Origin of the sequence: Micromonospora sp. NPDC049282 (genome assembly GCF_043197045.1) — a bacterium.
GTDB lineage: Bacteria > Actinomycetota > Actinomycetes > Mycobacteriales > Micromonosporaceae > Micromonospora.
In genome coordinates, this window is the sequence record NZ_JBICSL010000004.1 from 211,155 (window position 1) to 228,793 (window position 17,639).

Annotated in this window: 13 protein-coding genes and 1 pseudogene; 10 read left to right on the top strand and 4 right to left on the bottom strand. The window is 73.3% G+C overall.

The features are described 5' to 3' along the window. Positions 1-67: 67 nt before the first annotated feature. From ACGFI2_RS10245 to ACGFI2_RS10270, 6 genes are all read left to right on the top strand, one after another. Positions 68-1,747 (top strand): ABC transporter substrate-binding protein, encoded by a 1,680-nt coding sequence (locus tag ACGFI2_RS10245; RefSeq protein WP_393513703.1) that lies wholly within the window; start codon positions 68-70, stop codon positions 1,745-1,747. An 88-nt stretch (positions 1,748-1,835) separates the two neighbouring features. Further along, positions 1,836-2,963 carry an ABC transporter ATP-binding protein gene (locus ACGFI2_RS10250; RefSeq protein ID WP_393513706.1) on the top strand — a complete coding sequence of 376 codons (1,128 nt, stop codon included), beginning with the start codon at positions 1,836-1,838 and terminating at the stop codon, positions 2,961-2,963. Further along, positions 2,960-3,937, top strand: coding sequence for an ABC transporter permease (locus tag ACGFI2_RS10255; RefSeq protein WP_393513709.1), 978 nt, complete (start codon positions 2,960-2,962; stop codon positions 3,935-3,937). The genes ACGFI2_RS10250 and ACGFI2_RS10255 overlap by 4 nt, the downstream gene beginning before the upstream one ends. Positions 3,938-3,941: 4 nt before the next feature. Beyond that, positions 3,942-4,988 carry an ABC transporter permease gene (locus ACGFI2_RS10260; RefSeq protein ID WP_393513712.1) on the top strand — a complete coding sequence of 349 codons (1,047 nt, stop codon included), beginning with the start codon at positions 3,942-3,944 and terminating at the stop codon, positions 4,986-4,988. Then, the gene (locus ACGFI2_RS10265) at positions 4,985-5,992 is read left to right on the top strand and encodes an ABC transporter ATP-binding protein (protein WP_393513715.1); all 1,008 of its coding nucleotides are present in this window, start codon (positions 4,985-4,987) and stop codon (positions 5,990-5,992) included. Before ACGFI2_RS10260 ends, ACGFI2_RS10265 begins: the two co-directional genes overlap by 4 nt. Before the next feature lie 34 nt (positions 5,993-6,026). Then, positions 6,027-7,436, top strand: coding sequence for a GH1 family beta-glucosidase (locus ACGFI2_RS10270; protein ID WP_393513718.1), 1,410 nt, complete (start codon positions 6,027-6,029; stop codon positions 7,434-7,436). Between the two features lie 169 nt (positions 7,437-7,605). Here the strand turns inward: ACGFI2_RS10270 and ACGFI2_RS10275 are convergent, their stop codons facing one another. After that, the gene (locus ACGFI2_RS10275; protein ID WP_393513721.1) at positions 7,606-8,847 is read right to left on the bottom strand and encodes an ROK family protein; all 1,242 of its coding nucleotides are present in this window, start codon (positions 8,845-8,847) and stop codon (positions 7,606-7,608) included. A 117-nt stretch (positions 8,848-8,964) separates the two neighbouring features. Here ACGFI2_RS10275 and ACGFI2_RS10280 point away from each other — a divergent pair, with 117 nt between their 5' ends. The 3 genes from ACGFI2_RS10280 to ACGFI2_RS10290 all read left to right on the top strand — a co-directional run bounded on the left by ACGFI2_RS10280 (position 8,965) and on the right by ACGFI2_RS10290 (position 12,676). Further along, the gene (locus ACGFI2_RS10280) at positions 8,965-10,317 is read left to right on the top strand and encodes a glycosyl hydrolase family 18 protein (protein ID WP_393513724.1); all 1,353 of its coding nucleotides are present in this window, start codon (positions 8,965-8,967) and stop codon (positions 10,315-10,317) included. Positions 10,318-10,391: 74 nt separating this feature from the next. Continuing rightward, positions 10,392-11,795, top strand: a complete 1,404-nt coding sequence (sthA, locus tag ACGFI2_RS10285; RefSeq protein ID WP_393513727.1) for a Si-specific NAD(P)(+) transhydrogenase — start codon at positions 10,392-10,394, stop codon at positions 11,793-11,795. Positions 11,796-11,812: 17 nt separating this feature from the next. Further along, entirely contained in the window at positions 11,813-12,676 is an 864-nt protein-coding gene (locus ACGFI2_RS10290; RefSeq protein ID WP_393513730.1) for a class I SAM-dependent methyltransferase, read from the top strand. A 9-nt stretch (positions 12,677-12,685) separates the two neighbouring features. Here ACGFI2_RS10290 and ACGFI2_RS10295 read toward each other — a convergent pair whose 3' ends face one another. The 3 genes and pseudogenes from ACGFI2_RS10295 to ACGFI2_RS10305 all read right to left on the bottom strand — a co-directional run. Further along, positions 12,686-13,660, bottom strand: coding sequence for a DUF4034 domain-containing protein (locus ACGFI2_RS10295; RefSeq protein ID WP_393513733.1), 975 nt, complete (start codon positions 13,658-13,660; stop codon positions 12,686-12,688). 143 nt (positions 13,661-13,803) lie between these two features. Then, the gene (locus ACGFI2_RS10300) at positions 13,804-15,591 is read right to left on the bottom strand and encodes a gamma-glutamyltransferase family protein (RefSeq protein ID WP_393513736.1); all 1,788 of its coding nucleotides are present in this window, start codon (positions 15,589-15,591) and stop codon (positions 13,804-13,806) included. An 11-nt stretch (positions 15,592-15,602) separates the two neighbouring features. Continuing rightward, positions 15,603-15,899: pseudogene (locus tag ACGFI2_RS10305) on the bottom strand (oligopeptide/dipeptide ABC transporter ATP-binding protein); the annotation flags it as partial. Positions 15,900-16,010: 111 nt separating this feature from the next. On the opposite strand from ACGFI2_RS10305, the gene ACGFI2_RS10310 reads away from it, so the two are divergent. Beyond that, positions 16,011-17,639: an acyl-CoA dehydrogenase family protein gene (locus tag ACGFI2_RS10310; RefSeq protein WP_393513739.1), complete on the top strand. Its 1,629-nt coding sequence runs from the start codon at positions 16,011-16,013 to the stop codon at positions 17,637-17,639.

A 17,639-nucleotide genomic window follows, 5' to 3' on the forward strand; every position in this document is an offset into this window, starting at 1 on the left:
CACCACCGCACACCCTCCATCCACCACATCCCGCCGAGGACATGCGGGACCACCGAGGGAGACCTCCATGAGAAGAAGGCAACTCCTCGCCGTCGCGCTGGCCGGCGCGATGGTCACCACCACCGTCGCGGCCTGCGGCGACAGCCCGAACGCGAACAAGAAGAGCGGCCAGGCCGCGACCGTGCTGAACGTCGGCATGCCCAACGGCCCGCAGGCGGAGAACAACAACCCGTTCCTCACCACCTCCGCCGCCGCGTCGCTGGGCTACCGCTGGCAGCTCTACGAGCCGCTGATGATGTGGAACCCGGTCAAGCCGGCCGAGCCGTTCAAGCCGTGGCTGGCCACCAAGGCCGAGTGGTCGGCGGACTACAAGTCGGTCAAGGTGACCATCCGCGACAACGCCACCTGGTCCGACGGGCAGAAGGTCACCGCCGAGGACGTCGCGTTCACCTACAACCTGGTCAAGAAGTTCCCGGCGCTCAACGACCAGGGCGTGCCGTACACCGACGCGACCGCGAGCGGCAGCGACGTCACCATCACCATGTCCAGCCCGCAGTTCGTCAACCAGCAGAAGGTGCTGTGGCGGGTGCCGATCGTGCCGAAGCACCTGTGGGAGAAGATCGCCGACCCGACCACCGACCCGGTGAAGCAGCCGGTCGGCAGCGGCCCCTACACGCTCAAGTCGTTCACCCCGGCCACCACCACGCTGACCGTGCGCGACAGCGGCTACTGGCAGGACGCGCCGAAGGTGAAGGAACTGCGCTTCACCTCGTACACCGACAACAGCGCGCAGACCACGGCGCTCGCCAACGGCGAGTCGGAGTGGAGCTTCGTCTTCATCCCCAACTACCAGGCCGTCTTCGTGGCCAAGGACCAGAAGAACCACAAGGTGTGGGCGCCGCCGGTGCTCGGCATCCACGGCCTCTACCTGAACACCACGAAGAAGCCGTTCGACGACCCGGCGCTGCGCAAGGCGATGAACATGGTCGTCGACCGGACGGACATCTTCACCACCGCGTCGGCCGCCTACTTCCACCCGGAGGTCAAGAGCGTGACCGGCCTGCCCAGCCCGGCCGGTGACTCGTTCATCGCGCCCGAGTACAAGGGGCAGGAGCACAAGGTCGACGTCGACGGCGCCAAGGCGCTGCTCACGAGCGCCGGCTACAAGCTCGACGGCACCACCCTCAAGGACAAGAGCGGCAAGCCGGTCACGATCAAACTGACCGACCCGGCCGGCTGGTCCGACTACCAGACCAGCCTGGAGATCGTGAAGGACAACCTGTCGAAGATCGGCATCGCGGCGACCATCGACAAGGCCAACCAGGACGCCTGGTTCCGCAACGTGGAGCAGGGCAACTTCGACGCCACGTTCCGGTGGACCGAGAGCGGCGCCACGCCGTACGACATCTACCGGACGATCATGGACGGCCGGGTGCTCAAGCCGATCGGCACCGCGTCGCCCGCCGGCAACTTCGGCCGCTTCAACGACAAGGCGGCGACCGACGCGCTGGTCTCGTACGCCACGGCGACCGACGACGCCGCCCGCACCGCAGCGCTCGCCACGCTGCAGAAGATCTTCGTCGAGCAGACGCCGATGATCCCGGTCGGCGCGGACAACATCGGCGGCGCGTACAGCGCGAAGAACTGGACCGGCTGGCCGGACGACTCGAACCCGTACGGCGCGCTGCAGCCCACCCAGCCCAACGCGCTGGACGTGGTGCTGCACCTCAAGCCGACCGCCGGCTGACCCGGCGCCGCCGCCCCGGCCGGCACGCCCGCCGGCCGGGGCGGCGGACCCCGCCCTCACCCCGGCAAACCCCAGACAGGAATTCGGCATGACGACGACCGAGAGCGCCCCGGCGCCGGCCGACGAGGTGGTGCTGGAGGCCGTCGGCCTGAGCAAGCACTTCCCGGTCCGCCGGCGGCTGCGCGACCTCCTCTCCCGGACCCCGGCGGTGGTGCACGCCGTCGACGACGTCTCGATCGCGCTGCGCCGCGGCCGGGTGACCGCGCTGGTCGGCGAGTCCGGCTCCGGCAAGTCCACGGTGGCCCGGCTGCTGGCCCAGCTCTACCCGCGCACCGCCGGCGACATCCGGCTGCACGGCGCCTCGACCCGGGTACGCGGCGGACGCCGGTTCCGGGCGTACGTGCGCCGGGTGCAGCTGATCCTCCAGGACCCGTTCGCCTCGCTGAACCCGGTGCACACCGTGCGCTACCACCTGACCCGGTCGCTGCGCATCCACGGCAACGCCGGGTCCGGCCCGGACGGGCTGGAGAAGGCGCTGGCCGACCTGCTCACCCGGGTCAGCCTCACCCCGCCGGAGCGCTACCTCGACGCGTTCCCGCACGAACTCTCCGGCGGCCAGCGCCAGCGCGTCGCGATCGCCCGCGCGCTCGGCGCCGACCCCGAGGTGCTGCTGGCCGACGAGCCGGTCTCCATGCTGGACGTCTCGATCCGCCTCGGCGTGCTCAACCTGCTCCAGGACCTCAAGGACCGGCTCAACCTGGCCATCCTCTACATCACCCACGACATCGCGTCGGCCCGCTACTTCGCCGACGAGACGATCGTGATGTACGCCGGCCGGATGGTCGAGGGCGGCGACAGCGAGACGGTCACCCAGCGGCCGGCCCACCCGTACACCCGGTTGTTGACCGACTCGGCGCCGGACCCGGAGCGGATCACCGGCGCGGGCGCCGACGCCGCCGCGACCACCGAGCGGGGTCAGGGGGAACCGCCGAGCCTGATCCGACCGCCCGCCGGCTGCCGGTTCCACCCGCGTTGCCCGCACGCCATGCCCCGGTGCACGACCGAGCTGCCGCCGCCGATCCCGGTCGACGACCGGCCCGAACACTGGGCGGCGTGCTGGCTGTTCGACCCGGCCACCGTCGCGGCCGGGAAGACCGGCGCCACCGCTGCGGCCGGGAAGACCGGCGCCACCGCCGGACAGGAGGCGGCCCGATGAGGTTCCTGCTGCAACGGGTGGCCTTCTACCTGTTCACCGCCTGGGCGGCGATCACGCTCAACTTCTTCATCCCGCGGGTCGTGCCGGGCGACCCGGTGCAGTCGCTGATCTCCCGCAACCAGGGCCGGATCAGCGCCGACGCGATCGCGTCGCTGCGGGTGCTGTTCGGGCTGGACTCCGACCGCAACCTGTGGGAGCAGTACGTCGCCTACTGGGGCCAGCTCCTGCACGGCGACCTGGGGTTGTCGTTCACGTTCTTCCCGGCGCCGGTGTCGGAGGTGATCGGGAGCAGCCTGCCGTGGACGGTCAGCCTGGTCGGCGTCACCACGGTCGTCAGCTTCCTGCTCGGCACCGCGCTCGGCGTGGGCGCCGGCTGGCGGCGCGGCTCGTGGATCGACGGGCTGCTGCCGGCCACCACGTTCCTCTCCTCGATCCCCTACTTCTGGCTGGGCCTGGTGGCGATCGCGTTGTTCGCCGGCCCGGGCAGCTTCTTCCCCTCCTCGGGCGGCTACGAGCCGGGGCTGGTGCCGGCGTTCGACGCGTACTTCATTCCCAGCGCGCTGCAACACAGCATCCTGCCGGCGGCGACCATCCTGGTTTCCTCGATGAGCGGCTGGATCCTCAGCATGCGCAACATGATGGTCACCGTCGCCAGCGAGGACTACATCACCGTCGCGCACGCCAAGGGGCTCTCCGAGCGGCGGGTGGCGCTCAGCTACGCCGCCCGCAACGCGCTGCTGCCCAACGTCTCCGGTTTCGCGCTGTCGCTGGGCTTCATCGTCGGCGGCACGCTGCTGGTGGAGATCGTCTTCTCCTACCCGGGCCTGGGGTTCCAGCTCTTCCAGGCCGTCGGCAGCAAGGACTACCCGCTCATGCAGGGCATCTTCCTGATCATCACGATCTCGGTGCTGGTGGCGAACCTGCTGGCCGACGTCGCGTACCTGCTTCTCGACCCGCGGACCCGAAAGAGCTGAGCCGATGACAATCTCCCCGTCGAGCATCGAGCAGGTCATCCCCGGGCAGGGCGCGATGGCGCAGCCGTCGGCCCGGGCGCGGCGACGCCGCTTCCGCTTCGTGGCCAACGCCAAGGCCGCCACCGGGCTGGTCCTCCTCGGCGTGTACGCGCTGCTGGCGGTGATCGGGCCGTGGATCGCCCCGTACGCCCCGGACGCACGCGGCACCGACGTGCTCCAGGCGCCGTCGATCCGGCACTGGTTCGGCACCACCCATCTCGGGCAGGACATCTTCAGCCAGATCCTGGTCGGCGCGCGCAGTGTGATGGTGGTGGGGCTGACCGCCGGCGTGCTGGCCACCGTCCTGTCCGTCCTGATCGGCGTGACCGCCGGCTACCTGGGCGGCGCGGCCGACGAGAGCCTGTCGGCGCTGTCCAACGTGTTCCTGGTGATCCCCGCGCTGCCGCTGATCATCATCGTGGCGTCGCTCGTCGACCAGGCCGGCGACCTGCTGGTCGCGCTGATCATCGGGCTCACCTCGTGGGCGTGGGGCGCCCGGGTGCTGCGCGCCCAGACGCTGTCGTTGCGCCGCCGCGACTACGTCGAGGCGGCCCGCGCGACCGGCGAGCGGACCTGGCGGATCATCGGGTTCGAGATCCTGCCGAACCTGACCGCGATCATCGCCTCCGGCTTCGTCGGCACCGTCATCTTCGCGGTGATGTCGGAGATCACCCTGGCGTTCATCGGCATCTCGTCGGTCAGCTCCTGGAACTGGGGCACGATCCTGTTCTGGGCCCAGGGCCAGCAGGCGCTCGCGCAGGGCGCGTGGTGGTGGTTCGTGCCGGCGGGGCTGGCCATCGCGCTGCTCGGCACCGCGCTCGCGCTGATCAACTTCGGCATCGACGAGTTCGTCAGCCCCCGGTTGCGCACCGGCGGCCGGACCCGGATCCGCACCGCCGACGGCCGCACCGTGCGGATGCGGGTCGGCTTCACCCCGGTGCTGGCCCCGAAGGCGGCCACCGTGCCGATGCAGGGGGCGGCGGAGCACACCCGAGAGGACGTCACCCCATGAACGGCAAGGTGCTGGAGATCCGTGGGCTGTGCGTCGACTACGGCATCGGCGCGGACGCGGTGCGGGCGGTCCGCGACGTCGACCTGACGCTGCACCGCGGCGAGGTGCTCGGCCTGGCCGGGGAGAGCGGCAGCGGCAAGTCCACCCTGGCGTACGGGCTGACCCGGCTGCTGCCCCCGCCCGGCGTGGTCAGCGGCGGCCAGGTGATCTACCACCCGGCCGACGGCCCGCCGGTGGACGTGCTGACGCTCAGCCCGGCCCGGCTGCGCGAGTTCCGCTGGGCGGAGACGTCGATCGTGTTCCAGGGCGCGATGAACTCCCTCAACCCGGTGCACAAGGTCTCCACGCAGCTCCTCGACGTGATCAGGGCGCACGAGCCGAAGAGCACCGCGGCGGGCCGGCTGGCCCGCGCCCGGGACCTGCTGCGCCTGGTCGGCATCGCCGCCGACCGGCTGGACAGCTACCCGCACCAGCTCTCCGGCGGCATGCGCCAACGCGTCATGATCGCCATGGCGCTGGCGCTGGAGCCGCAGCTGGTCATCATGGACGAGCCGACCACCGCGCTGGACGTGGTGATGCAGCGGCAGATCCTCAGCCAGCTCGCCGAGCTGCGCGAACGGCTGGGCTTCGCGGTGCTGTTCATCACCCACGATCTGTCGCTGCTGGTGGAGTTCTCCGATCGGATCGCCATCATGTACGGCGGCCGGATCGTCGAGGAGGCGCCCGCCGCCCGGCTGTACCGGGAACCACTGCACCCGTACACCGAGGGGTTGCTGCACTCGTTCCCGGCGCTGCACGGGCCGCGCCGCGAGCTGACCGGCATCCCCGGCTCCCCGCCGGACCTGCGCGCCATGCCGGCCGGCTGCGCGTTCCACCCGCGCTGCCCGAAGGCGTTCGACCCGTGCGACGAGCGGGTCCCGCTGCTGGGCCCGCCCGGCGTCGACGATCCGACGCGGGCCGTCGCGTGCTGGCTGCACCCGGCCGTCGCACCCCTGCCCCGCTGAGAAGTCCGAGCCCACCGCTACCGCGAGGAGAACCATGGACACCGACCTCAACCGCCCGAGTGTCGATCAGGCCGACCCGATCGACACGCTGCCGCCGACCTTCCGGTGGGGGGTGGCGACGTCGTCGTACCAGATCGAGGGCGCGGTGGCCGAGGACGGCCGTACCCCGTCGATCTGGGACACCTTCTGCCGGGTCCCGGGGGCGGTGGCCAACGGTGACCACGGCGACGTGGCCTGCGACCACTACCACCTGATGCCGCAGGACGTGGCGCTCATCGCCGACCTGGGGCTGGACACCTACCGGTTCTCGGTGGCGTGGCCGCGGGTGCAGCCGGGCGGGCGCGGGCCGGCCAACGCGGCCGGGCTGGCCTTCTACGACCGGCTGGTGGACGAGCTGCTCGGTCGGGGCGTCGACCCGTGGGTGACGCTCTACCACTGGGACCTGCCGCAGGAGCTGGAGGACGCGGGCGGCTGGCCGAACCGGGACACCGCGTACCGCTTCGCCGACTACGCGGAGCTGGTCTTCGCCGCGCTCGGCGACCGGGTACGCACCTGGACCACGCTGAACGAGCCGTGGTGCTCGGCGATGCTCGGCTACGCGTACGGCGACCACGCCCCGGGCCGGCGGAACCTGGGCGACGGCATCGCCGCCGCGCACCACCTGCTGCTCGGGCACGGGTTGGCCGCGCAGCGGCTGCGCGCGGCGGCGCAGGCGCCGATCGAGCTGGGCCTGACCGTGAACCTGGCCACCGCCGACCCGGCCACCGACAGCGCGGCGGACCGGGACGCGGCGCGGGCCGCGGACGGGCTGGGCAACCGGCTCTACCTCGACCCGGTGCTGCGCGGCGCGTACCCGCAGGACGTGGTGGACGACCTGGCCGCCGAGGGGGTGCGGATCCCGGTCGAGGACGGCGACCTGGCAATCATCGCCACGCCGATCGACGTGCTCGGGGTCAACTACTACTTCGGGCAGCTGCACTCCGGGGTGGACGAGCGGGGCCGCGAGCGCGACGACGACGGCAAGCCGGTGCGCCGGGTGGTCCGCCGGGACCTGCCGCGCACCGCGATGGACTGGGAGATCGTGCCGGAGTCCTTCACCGACCTGCTGGTGCGGCTGCACCGGGACTACCCCGGCGTGCCCATGGTGATCACTGAGAACGGGGCGGCGTTCGACGACGAGGCGGACGCCGACGGGTTCGTGGCCGACGACGACCGGGTGTCCTACCTGGCCGAGCACCTTCGGGCGGTGGCCCGGGCCCGGCAGGCGGGCGCGGACGTGCGCGGCTACTTCGCCTGGTCGCTGCTGGACAACTTCGAGTGGGCGTACGGCTACGACAAGCGGTTCGGCATCATCCGGGTGGACTACGACTCGCAGCGCCGTACCCCGAAGCGCAGCGCGCTCTGGTACCGCGACACGGTGCGGCGGGTGCGCGGGCAGCGCTGAGGCGACCGTCCGGGGCGGCCGCGCGGGAGTCCTCCCGGGCGGCCGCCCTTTTTTTCATGTCTTGACCTAAGCCCGGAACAACGGTTCGCTCATTCGCGGCGCCAACCAGAAGTGGACGCTGCCCTCCTGAGCGTCACGGCCGGGCCGGCGGGAACGCCGGCCCGGCCGGTCAGCGGCCGCGCGGCCGGCGCGCCGGCGCGGGTCGGAGCCCCGGTTCGCGCCGCACGCCGCCGTCGCGCAGCAGCCGGGTCATCGGCAGGGTGGCCGCGCCCATCGCGACCGCGTCCGGTCCGAGCCGGCACAGCTCGATCGAGGTCTGGGCGTACGGCTGGCGCAGCGCGTGCCGCGCGGTGGCCTCGCGGATCGCCGGCAGGTGCCGCTCGCCCAGGGCCAGCCCGGCCCAGCCGCCGAGCACCACCCGTTCCGGGTTGAACAGGTTCACCAGGTTCGCCACCCCGGCGCCCAGGTAGCCGACCGTCTCGTCGATCACCTTCGCGGCGGTGCGGCTGGTCCCGCGCAGCAGCTCGCCGAAGGCGGTCTCCTCGTCCCCGCCGGCCGCCGGGCGACCCCGGTTGGCCTGTCGGAACCGGTCGAGCACCCCCTCCGCCCCGACGTACGCCTCGAGGCAGCCGAGGTTGCCGCAGCGGCAGCGCCGGCCCCCGTACACGATGGTGGTGTGGCCCCACTCGCCGGCACTGCTGTGCGCGCCGCGGTAGCCGACGCCACCGGCGACCACGCAGGCGCCGACGCCGGAGCCGACCAGGGCGATGACCGCGTGCCGGACGCCGCGACCGGCGCCGAACCACATCTCGGCCTGGCCGAGCGTCTTGGCGCCGTTGTCGACGTGCACCGGGACGTCGGTGCCGGCGCGCAGCATCGCGCCGAGCGGCACGCCGTCCCAGCCCAGCGTCTGGGCGTGCACCACGGCGTCGGCGGTGCGCTCGACCGTGCCGGAGACGGCGACGCCGAAGCCGAGCACCGCGGCCGGGTCGACGGCGGCCTGCTCGGTCACCGCGGCGAGGCCGTGCCGGAGGTGGTCGGCGACGCGCGCCGGGTCGGGCTCGGCGGCGGCGATCGGGTATTCCGCCTTGGCCAGCGCGGTCATGCTCAGGTCGAACAGCTCGACCTGGACCCGGGTCTCGCCCACGTCGGCGCCGACGAGGTAGCCGTAGCCGGGCGCCACGCGCAGCAGCACCCGGGGCCGGCCGCCGTCGGACTCGACCGAGCCGGCCTCCTCGACCAGACCTTCGGCGATCATCTCGCCGACCAGGTTGCTCACGCTGGCCAGGCTCAGCGCGGTGGACTGGCCGAGCTCGTGCCGACTGAGCGGCCCGTCCAGCCAGATCCGGGTGAGCAGGACCGACCGGTTGGCCCGGCGCATGTCCCGCACCGTGGTGCGTCTGGCGTCCACGTCCGCCGCCGTCCTTCCCGCATTTCACGTCCTGAACGAAGTGCTGACAGGCTACTGGACATTTACATTTAACAAAGTTAACTGATAACCTCCGGCGCATCGACGAGGAGGTATGACATGCGACTCGGACGTTCGATGACCGCCCTGCTCGGCGGCGTCGCGCTGCTCGCCGCCGCCGTGGTCCTACCGGCGGCCAGCGGCGGGGCGACCGCCCGGACCGCGCTGGTGGCCTGCGACGCGCCGGCCTGGGCCGAGGGCGTCACCTGGACCGCCGGCAGCCGGGCCAGCTACGCCGGCCGGCTCTACCGGGCGCTGGTGACGCACACCCCGCCGGCCGGCGCGGGGTGGACACCGGCCGCCGTGCCGGCGCTCTGGACCGACCTCGGCGCCTGCGACGGCGGCACGCCGTCACCGAGCCCGACCACCCGGCCACCCTCGCCCACCGCGTCCCCCTCCCCCACCCGCACTGCGACGCCCACCCCGACCGCGACGTCCAGCCCGACCACGCCCGGCGGCGACACCTGCTCGTTGAGGTCCCGGCCTGCCGGCAAGGTCCTCCAGGGCTACTGGGAGAACTGGGACGGCGCGGCCAACGGCGTGCACCCCGGGCTCGGCTGGATCCCGATCACCGACTCCCGGATCACCGGGCACGGCTACAACGTGGTCACCGCCGCGTTCCCGGTCATCCGCGCCGACGGCACCGTGCTCTGGGAGGACGGCATGGACGCCGGCGTCAGGGTGCCCACCCCGGCGCAGGTGTGCCAGGCCAAGGCCGCCGGGCTGACCGTGCTGCTCTCCATCGGCGGCGCCGCCGCCGGCATCGACCTCAGCTCCGCCGCCGTCGCCGACCGGTTCGTCGCCACCGTCGTGCCGATCCTCAAGCGGCACAACTTCGACGGCATCGACATCGACATCGAGACCGGGCTGACCGGCAGCGGGAACATCACCCAGCTCTCGCCCTCGCAGGCCAACCTGATCCGGATCATCGACGGGGTGCTGGCCCAGATGCCCGCCGGCTTCGGGCTCACCATGGCGCCGGAGACCGCGTACGTCACCGGCGGCAGCGTCACCTACGGCTCGATCTGGGGCGCGTACCTGCCGATCGTCAAGAAGTACGCGGACAACGGCCGGCTCTGGTGGCTGAACATGCAGTACTACAACGGCTCGATGTACGGCTGCGCCGGCGACTCGTACCCGGCGGGCACGGTGCAGGGCTTCACCGTGCAGACGCAGTGCCTGAACAACGGGCTCACCGTCCAGGGCACCACGATCCGCGTCCCCTACGACAAGCAGGTCCCCGGCCTGCCGGCGCAGCCCGGCGCGGGCGGCGGCTACCTGAGCCCGTCGCTGGTGAGCCAGGCCCACAACGCCGTCCCGGGCATCAAGGGGCTGATGACCTGGTCGATCAACTGGGACGGGTCGAAGGGCTGGACGTTCGGCGACAACGTCCGCGCGCTGCAGGGCCGCTGACACCGTGGGGTCCCGCCCATCGCGCGGGACCCCACGGCTGGCGTCGAGTCGCACACCCTGACACGCTGGCCCTCGTGTATGACTACGACCTGCTGGTGCTGGGATCCGGACCGAGTGGACAGAAGGCGGCCGTCGCCGCGGCCAAACTGGGGCGGCGGGTGGCCATCGTCGACCGCCGCGACATGCTCGGCGGGGTGTGCATCAACACCGGCACCGTGCCGTCCAAGACGCTGCGCGAGGCCGTCCTCTACCTGACCGGGCTGAGCCAGCGTGACCTCTACGGCAGCAGCTACCGGGTCAAGGAGGACATCACGGTCGCCGACCTGGCCGCCCGCACCCAGCACGTGATCACCCGGCAGACCGACGTCATCCGCAACCAGCTGGCCCGCAACCGGATCGCGATGATCACCGGCACCGGACGGTTCGCCGACCCGCACGCGGTCTGGGTCGACGCCGGCTCCGGTCGGGAGGACCGGGTCACCTTCGACAAGGCGGTCATCGCCGCCGGCACCCGGCCGGCCCGCCCGGACAGCGTCGACTTCGACGACCGGACCATCGTCGACTCCGACGGCGTGATCAACCTGCAGGCCGTGCCGCGCAGCATGGTGGTGGTCGGCGCCGGCGTGATCGGCATGGAGTACGCGTCGATGTTCGCCGGGCTCGGCACCAAGGTGACCGTGGTCGAACGCCGCGAGCGGATGCTCGACTTCTGCGACGAGGAGATCGTCGAGTCCCTCAAGTACCACCTGCGGGACCTGTCGGTCACCTTCCGCTTCGGCGAGGAGGTGGCCGCCGTGGAGAAGCACCGCACCGCCGCGCTCTGCGTGCTGCGCAGCGGCAAGAAGATCGTCGCCGACACGGTGATGTACTCCGCCGGCCGGCAGGGCCAGACCGACGACCTCGCGCTGGAGGCGGCCGGCCTCACCGCTGACCACCGCGGCCGGATCCAGGTCGACGCCAACTACCGCACCTCGGTCGACAACATCTACGCCGTCGGCGACGTGATCGGCTTCCCGGCGCTGGCCTCCACCTCGATGGAACAGGGCCGCCTCGCCGCGCAGCACGCCTGCGGCGAACCGGCCCGCGCCCTGCCGGACCTGCAACCGATCGGCATCTACACCATCCCGGAGATCAGCTTCGTCGGGAAGACCGAGGACGAGCTGACCGAGAGCTCCACCCCGTTCGAGGTGGGCATCGCCCGCTACCGCGAACTGGCCCGGGGGCAGATCGTCGGCGACTCGTACGGCATGTTGAAGCTGCTCGTCTCGCCGGAGGACGGACGCCTGCTCGGGGTGCACGTCTTCGGCACCGGAGCCACCGAGATCATCCACATCGGGCAGGCCGTGATGGGCTGCGGCGGCACGGTCGACTACCTGCTCGACGCGGTGTTCAACTACCCGACGCTGGCCGAGGCGTACAAGGTGGCGGCGCTGGACGCCGCCAACAAGATCCGCAACATCACCCGGATCGACGGCTGAGCACGGAGGGCGCGGGCATGACGCGGGCGAGCCGGACCGCGGTGCTGGTGTGCCAGGGCCGCGCCGCCGCCGACGGGCGGCTCGCCCCCGGCCGCTTCGCCGACCCCACCGCCGCGCCGCTGCTGCGCCCGGACGAGCGCGCCGCCGTGGACCAGGTCCGCGCCGGCGTCGCGCCGCAGGGGTGGCGACCCAGGGTCGACTACGAGACGGTACGCGCCAGCGCCGAGGTGGTGGCGCCCCGCACGGTCGCCGTCGACGACGCCGTCCGGGACCGGTCCCACCCGCAGGTGGTGATCCTCGGCGCCGGGCTGGACGGCCGCGCGTGGCGGATGCCGGAGCTCGCCGGGGCGGCCGTCTTCGAGGTCGACCACCCGGCGAGCCAGCAGGACAAGCGCGAGCGGGCCGGCGCCCTGTTCGGGCCGCCGCCCCACTACGTCCCGGTGGACTTCCGCCGGGACCGGCTGGGCGAGGCGCTGGCCGGCGCCGGACACCGCGCCGACGTGCCGAGCACCTGGATCTGGGAAGGCGTCGTGCCGTACCTGACCAGGACGCAGGTGGCGGCCACGGTGGCCGCGGTCGCGGCGTGCTCGGCAGCGGGCAGCCGCCTGGTGGTCAACTATCAGACGCCGGCGGTGACCACCGTGCTCGGCCGGGTGGCGGCCCGGCTGCTGAGCGCCGGCGCCGGCCGGTCGAGCGTCTGGGCGGACGAGCCGTGGCGCTCGACATGGCGTCCGGCGGCGATGGCCGGGCTGCTCGCCCGGCACGGCTTCACCGTCGGCCACGACGAGCACCTGCTCGACACCGCCGGGCGGCTGGGCACGCCGATCCGCCACGCCCGGTCGCTGCGCCACGGCCGGGTCACGGTCGCCGACCGGCGATGATCCGGCCGGTCAGGACACGTGCTCGCGCACCCAGTCCCGGGACCGGACGAACGCCGCGACCGGCTCGCCCACGTACGCCCAGGGCCATTCGCTGACCCGGTCGCCGAGCAGGTCGAAGACCCGGGCGGCGGCCTCGAACTCGTGCGCCAGCTCCAGGGCGAGCGCGAACAGGCCGGCCCGGGGCGCCAGGCCGGCACCGGGCCGGAACGTCGGGTGCAGGATCGACCGGTCGGCGGCGGCCAGCAGCTCGGCGCCGACCTCGTCCGACCGCATGTACGCGTCGTCCTCCCCGGCCGGCAGCTCCAGCCACTTCTCGAGGTGCGCGGCGGCGATCAGCGCCGGCAACATGCTGCCCGCCGGCGCGGCCGCGGTCGCCTGCCGGGCGTGGGAGAACATGGCCTCCTCGGTGCCGAACCACTTCGGGCAGAGGTACTGCAACCGGTGCTCGTGCGCCACCTGGTGGCCGGGGTGCCGCGTGACCACCGCGTCGAAGCGGGCCGCCGCCTCGTCCGGGTCGACCTGCCGGCCCCGGGAGGTGACCACCAGCCAGGTCCGGGCGGTCACGTCGTCCGGGTCCCGGGCCACCACCTCGTCGAGCAGGTTCTCCGCCAGCAGCAGCCGCTTGCGGAACTCCCGGAACTGGTCCTGGCCGGTGTGTTCGGCGCGCCTGCCGCCGCGCGCCTCCCACGCCCAGTAGACCGCGTGGCAGCCGCGCACCAGCACCGGCAGCGTCGAGTCCGGCTCGGCGGAGACCCACTCGCCGATCCAGTCCTGCACGCCGCCGACCCGGCCGGCGGCCTCCATCAGGTACGCGCGGTCGTCCGGGTCGGTGACCGGGGTCAGCACGTCGCGGGCGGCCCGCCAGTCCCGCGCCTCAAGCGCGTCGACAAGTGCCCGCGCCACCGGATCCCCGAACGCCGGATCCAGCACCGGCCCGCCCACCGGTTCCTGCGCCAGCCCCCGAAGCCGTCGAAACAACCCCACGACACTCTCCTCCCCGTGAACCGACCGCGAGATCGTAACCGCCCCGCCCCGATCCGTCGATCATGGAGTTGTGGTCGTTGACGAAGTGGACATCCGGGGCATCCGAGGTGCCGCAACTCCAAGATCGCCGGGGCGGACCGGGGTCAGCGGCCGGTGGCGTAGCCCTGGGCGCCCCGGGGGTTCGCGGCGGCGGAGAGGACGCCGGTGCGCGGGTCGCGGGTGACCGCGCAGAGGCGGCCCAGGCTCCACGGGTCGGCGAGGCGGACGGTGTGGCCCCGCGCGCGCAGCCCGGCCAGCACCTGCGGGTCCACGCGGTCCTCCACCACCAGCACGCCCGGCTCGACCTCGCGCGGGTAGAACGACGCCGGCAGGCTGGTGGTGTGCCAGGCCGGCGCGTCGATCGCCGCCTGCAACTCCTGCCCGCCGGCCAGGTGGCGCAGCAGGAACAGCAGCTGCCACTGGTCCTGCTGGTCGCCACCGGGCGTGCCGCAGGCCAGCACCGGCTCACCGTCACGCAGCACCAGCGTCGGACTCAACGTGGTACGCGGCCGACGACCCGGCCGCAGCGACGAGGCCAGCCCCTCCTCCAGCCAGCACATCTGCAACCGGCTGCCCAGCGGGAAGCCCAGCTCCGGGATGGCCGGCGAACTCTGCAGCCAGCCCCCGCTCGGCGTGGCGGAGATGATGTTGCCCCACCGGTCGACCACGTCGACGTGGCAGGTGTCGCCGCGGGTCACCCCGTCGGCCCGCACCGTCGGCTCGCCGGTGGTGGGATCCTGCGGGCCGGCCCGCCGGCCGGCGTGCGCGTGCAGGTGCGCCGGGAGCCGGGGCGGCGCACCCGCCGGGCGGCCCGGGCGCAGCTCGGTCGACGCGTGGTCGCCGACCAACGCGGCCCGCGACCGCGCGTACGCCGGCGACAGCAACGCGTCGCCCGGGACGTCGGTGTCGCCGTACCACGCCTCCCGGTCGGCGAAGGCCAGCTTGAGCGCCTCGGCCTGGGCGTGGATCCCGTCCACCGAGGACGGATCGAGCACCCGGGCATCGTCGAGCGCGTCGAGGGTCGCCAGCGTCTGCAGCAGCACCGGGCCCTGGCCCCAGAAACCGGTCTTCGCCACCGTGTGCCCGCGCCAGTCGAGCGTGGCCGGCTCCTCCCAGCCGGCGGACCAGCCGGCCAGGTCGGCGCCGGTGAGCAGGCCGGCGTGCGGGCGGCCGCTCGAGTCCCGGAACGGGCGGCGGCTGAACCGATCGACCGCCTCGGCGACGAACCCCTCGCGCCAGGCACGCCGGGCCGCCTCGATCTGCGCCACCCGATCCGACCCGGCCGCCCGACCGGCGTCGACGAGGCGGCGCAGCGTCCGCGCGTACGCCGGGTTGGTGACCATCTCCCCCGGCGCGGGCGGGCGACCGTGGCGCAGCCAGAGTTGGGCGGAGGTCGGCCAGTGCTCGACGAACAGCGACCGGACCCGGTCGATGGTCTCCCCGGCGGCGCCGACCAGCGGGTGTCCGGCGGCGGCGTAGCCGATCGCCGGCTCCAGCACCTCGCCGAGGGACCGGGTGCCGTGATCGCGCAGCAGGAGCAGCCAGGCGTCCACCGCGCCGGGCACCACCGCGGCCAGCGGCCCGGAGCCGGGCACCAGGTCCAGGCCGAGCGAACGGAAGTGCGCGATCGTGGCGCCGGCCGGGGCCGGCCCCTGACCGCAGAGCACCCGCGGGGTGGGATCACCCGCCGTGGCCACGATCGCCGGCACCTCGCCGGCGGGGCCGTTGAGGTGCGGCTCGACCACGTGCAGCACGAACCCGGCGGCGACCGCGGCGTCGAAGGCGTTGCCGCCCCGCTCCAGCACGCCCATCGCGGACTGACTCGCCAACCAGTGCGTCGAGGAGACCATGCCGAACGTGCCGCGCAGCGTCGGGCGGGTGGTGAACGTCATCGGCGTCGATCCTACGCCGGAACGGCGGCCTCGACGTCGAGCGGGAACAGGCAGGCGGCGTGGTGGTCGGGGCCGACCTCGGCCAGCGCCGGATCGGTCTCGGCGCACTCGGCGCGGGCCTGCGGGCAGCGGGTCCGGAACCGGCAGCCGCTGGGCGGGTCCACCAGGCTGGGGATGTCGCCGGAGAGCACCGTGCGGCGGCGTGCCCGCTCGACCCGAGGATCGGCCACCGGCACCGCCGACAGCAACGCCGCCGTGTAGGGGTGAGCCGGCCGCCGGTAGATCCGCTCCGGCGGGCCGGTCGCGACGGGATGATGTCAAACGAATCCAGCCAAATTGACTGGTCGCGGGGCGGTTGCCGGCCGGGACTGAACGGTGGTTCAATCCACCTTCCGCCACCGCGCGCAGGGAGTGCCGCCGTGACCACACACGAGGTCGTCAACCAGGTTCCCCCGCTGGTCGGCCACGACACCGCCGACGACGCGGCGCTGCTCGACGGTCTGTCCCGCGAGGGCGCCGGCTGGGCCGCCGCCGGGCTGCACGACCTGGGCCGGCTGGCCGGCGGCGAGTCGGCCGCCGAGCACGGCCGGCTGGCCAACGAGCACCCGCCGGTGCTGCGCACCCACGACCGGTTCGGCCACCGCGTCGACGAGGTGGAGTTCCACCCGTCCTGGCACGAGCTGATGCGCACCGCGGTCGGGCACGGCCTGCACGCCGCGCCGTGGGCCGACGACCGCCCGGGCGCGCACGTGGCCCGCGCCGCCGGCTTCTACGTCTGGCGGCCCGACGCCGGCCACGGCTGCCCGATCTCGATGACCTACGCGGCGGTGCCCGCGCTGCGGCACGACCCGGAGCTGGCCGCGCGCTACGAGCCGCTGCTCACCAGCACCGAGTACGACTTCGGGCTGCGCCCGCCGACCGGCAAGCGCGGCCTGCTGGCCGGCATGTCGATGACCGAGAAGCAGGGCGGCTCGGACGTACGCGCCAACACCACCACCGCCCGGCCCGACCCCGACGGCAGCTACCGGCTGGTCGGGCACAAGTGGTTCACCTCGGCGCCGATGTGCGACCTGTTCCTCACCCTCGCCCAGGCGCCGGGCGGCCTCACCTGCTTCCTGGTCCCCCGCGTCCTGCCCGACGGCGCCCGCAACCCGATGCGGCTGATGCGGCTCAAGGACAAGCTCGGCAACCGCTCCAACGCCTCCGCCGAGGTCGAGTACGAGCACGCGGTGGCGTGGCGCGTCGGCGACGAGGGCCGGGGCGTCCGCACCATCATCGACATGGTCAACCTGACCCGGCTGGACTGCGTGATCGGCGCGGCGGCCGGCATGCGTCAGGGCGTCACCACGGCCGTGCACCACACCACCCACCGGGCGGCGTTCGGCCGCTACCTGGCCGACCAGCCGCTGATGCGCAACGTGCTGGCCGACCTGGCGGTGGAGTCCGAGGCTGCCACCGTGCTGATGATGCGGCTGGCCGGCGCGACCGACCGGTCGGCGCGCGGTGACGCCGGCGAGACCGCGTTCAAGCGCCTCGCGCTGGCCGTCGGCAAGTACTGGGTCTGCAAGCGTTGGCCGGGGCACGCCGCCGAGGCCCTGGAGTGCCTGGGCGGCAACGGCTACGTCGAGGAGTCCGGTATGCCACGGCTGTTCCGCGAGTCGCCGTTGAACTCGATCTGGGAGGGCTCCGGCAACGTCGCCGCGCTGGACGTGCTGCGCGCGCTCACCCGCGAGCCGCAGGTGCTGGCCGCGTACGAGGCGGAGGTGGCCGCCGCGGCCGGCGCGGACCCACGTCTCGACGCCGCGGTCCGGCGGGTGCGCGACGAGCTGGCCGACCACACCGACCTGGAGTTGCGGGCCCGGCGCGTGGTGGAGCGTCTCGCGCTTGTGCTGCAGGGCGCGCTGCTGGTGCGCCACGGCCATCCCGCCGTCGCCGACGCGTTCTGCGCCTCCCGTCTGGGCGGCGACCACGGCCAGGCGTACGGCACGCTGCCCGGCGGGGTCGACCTGGCCGCGATCATCGACCGGGCCACCCCGAAGGTCGGCTGA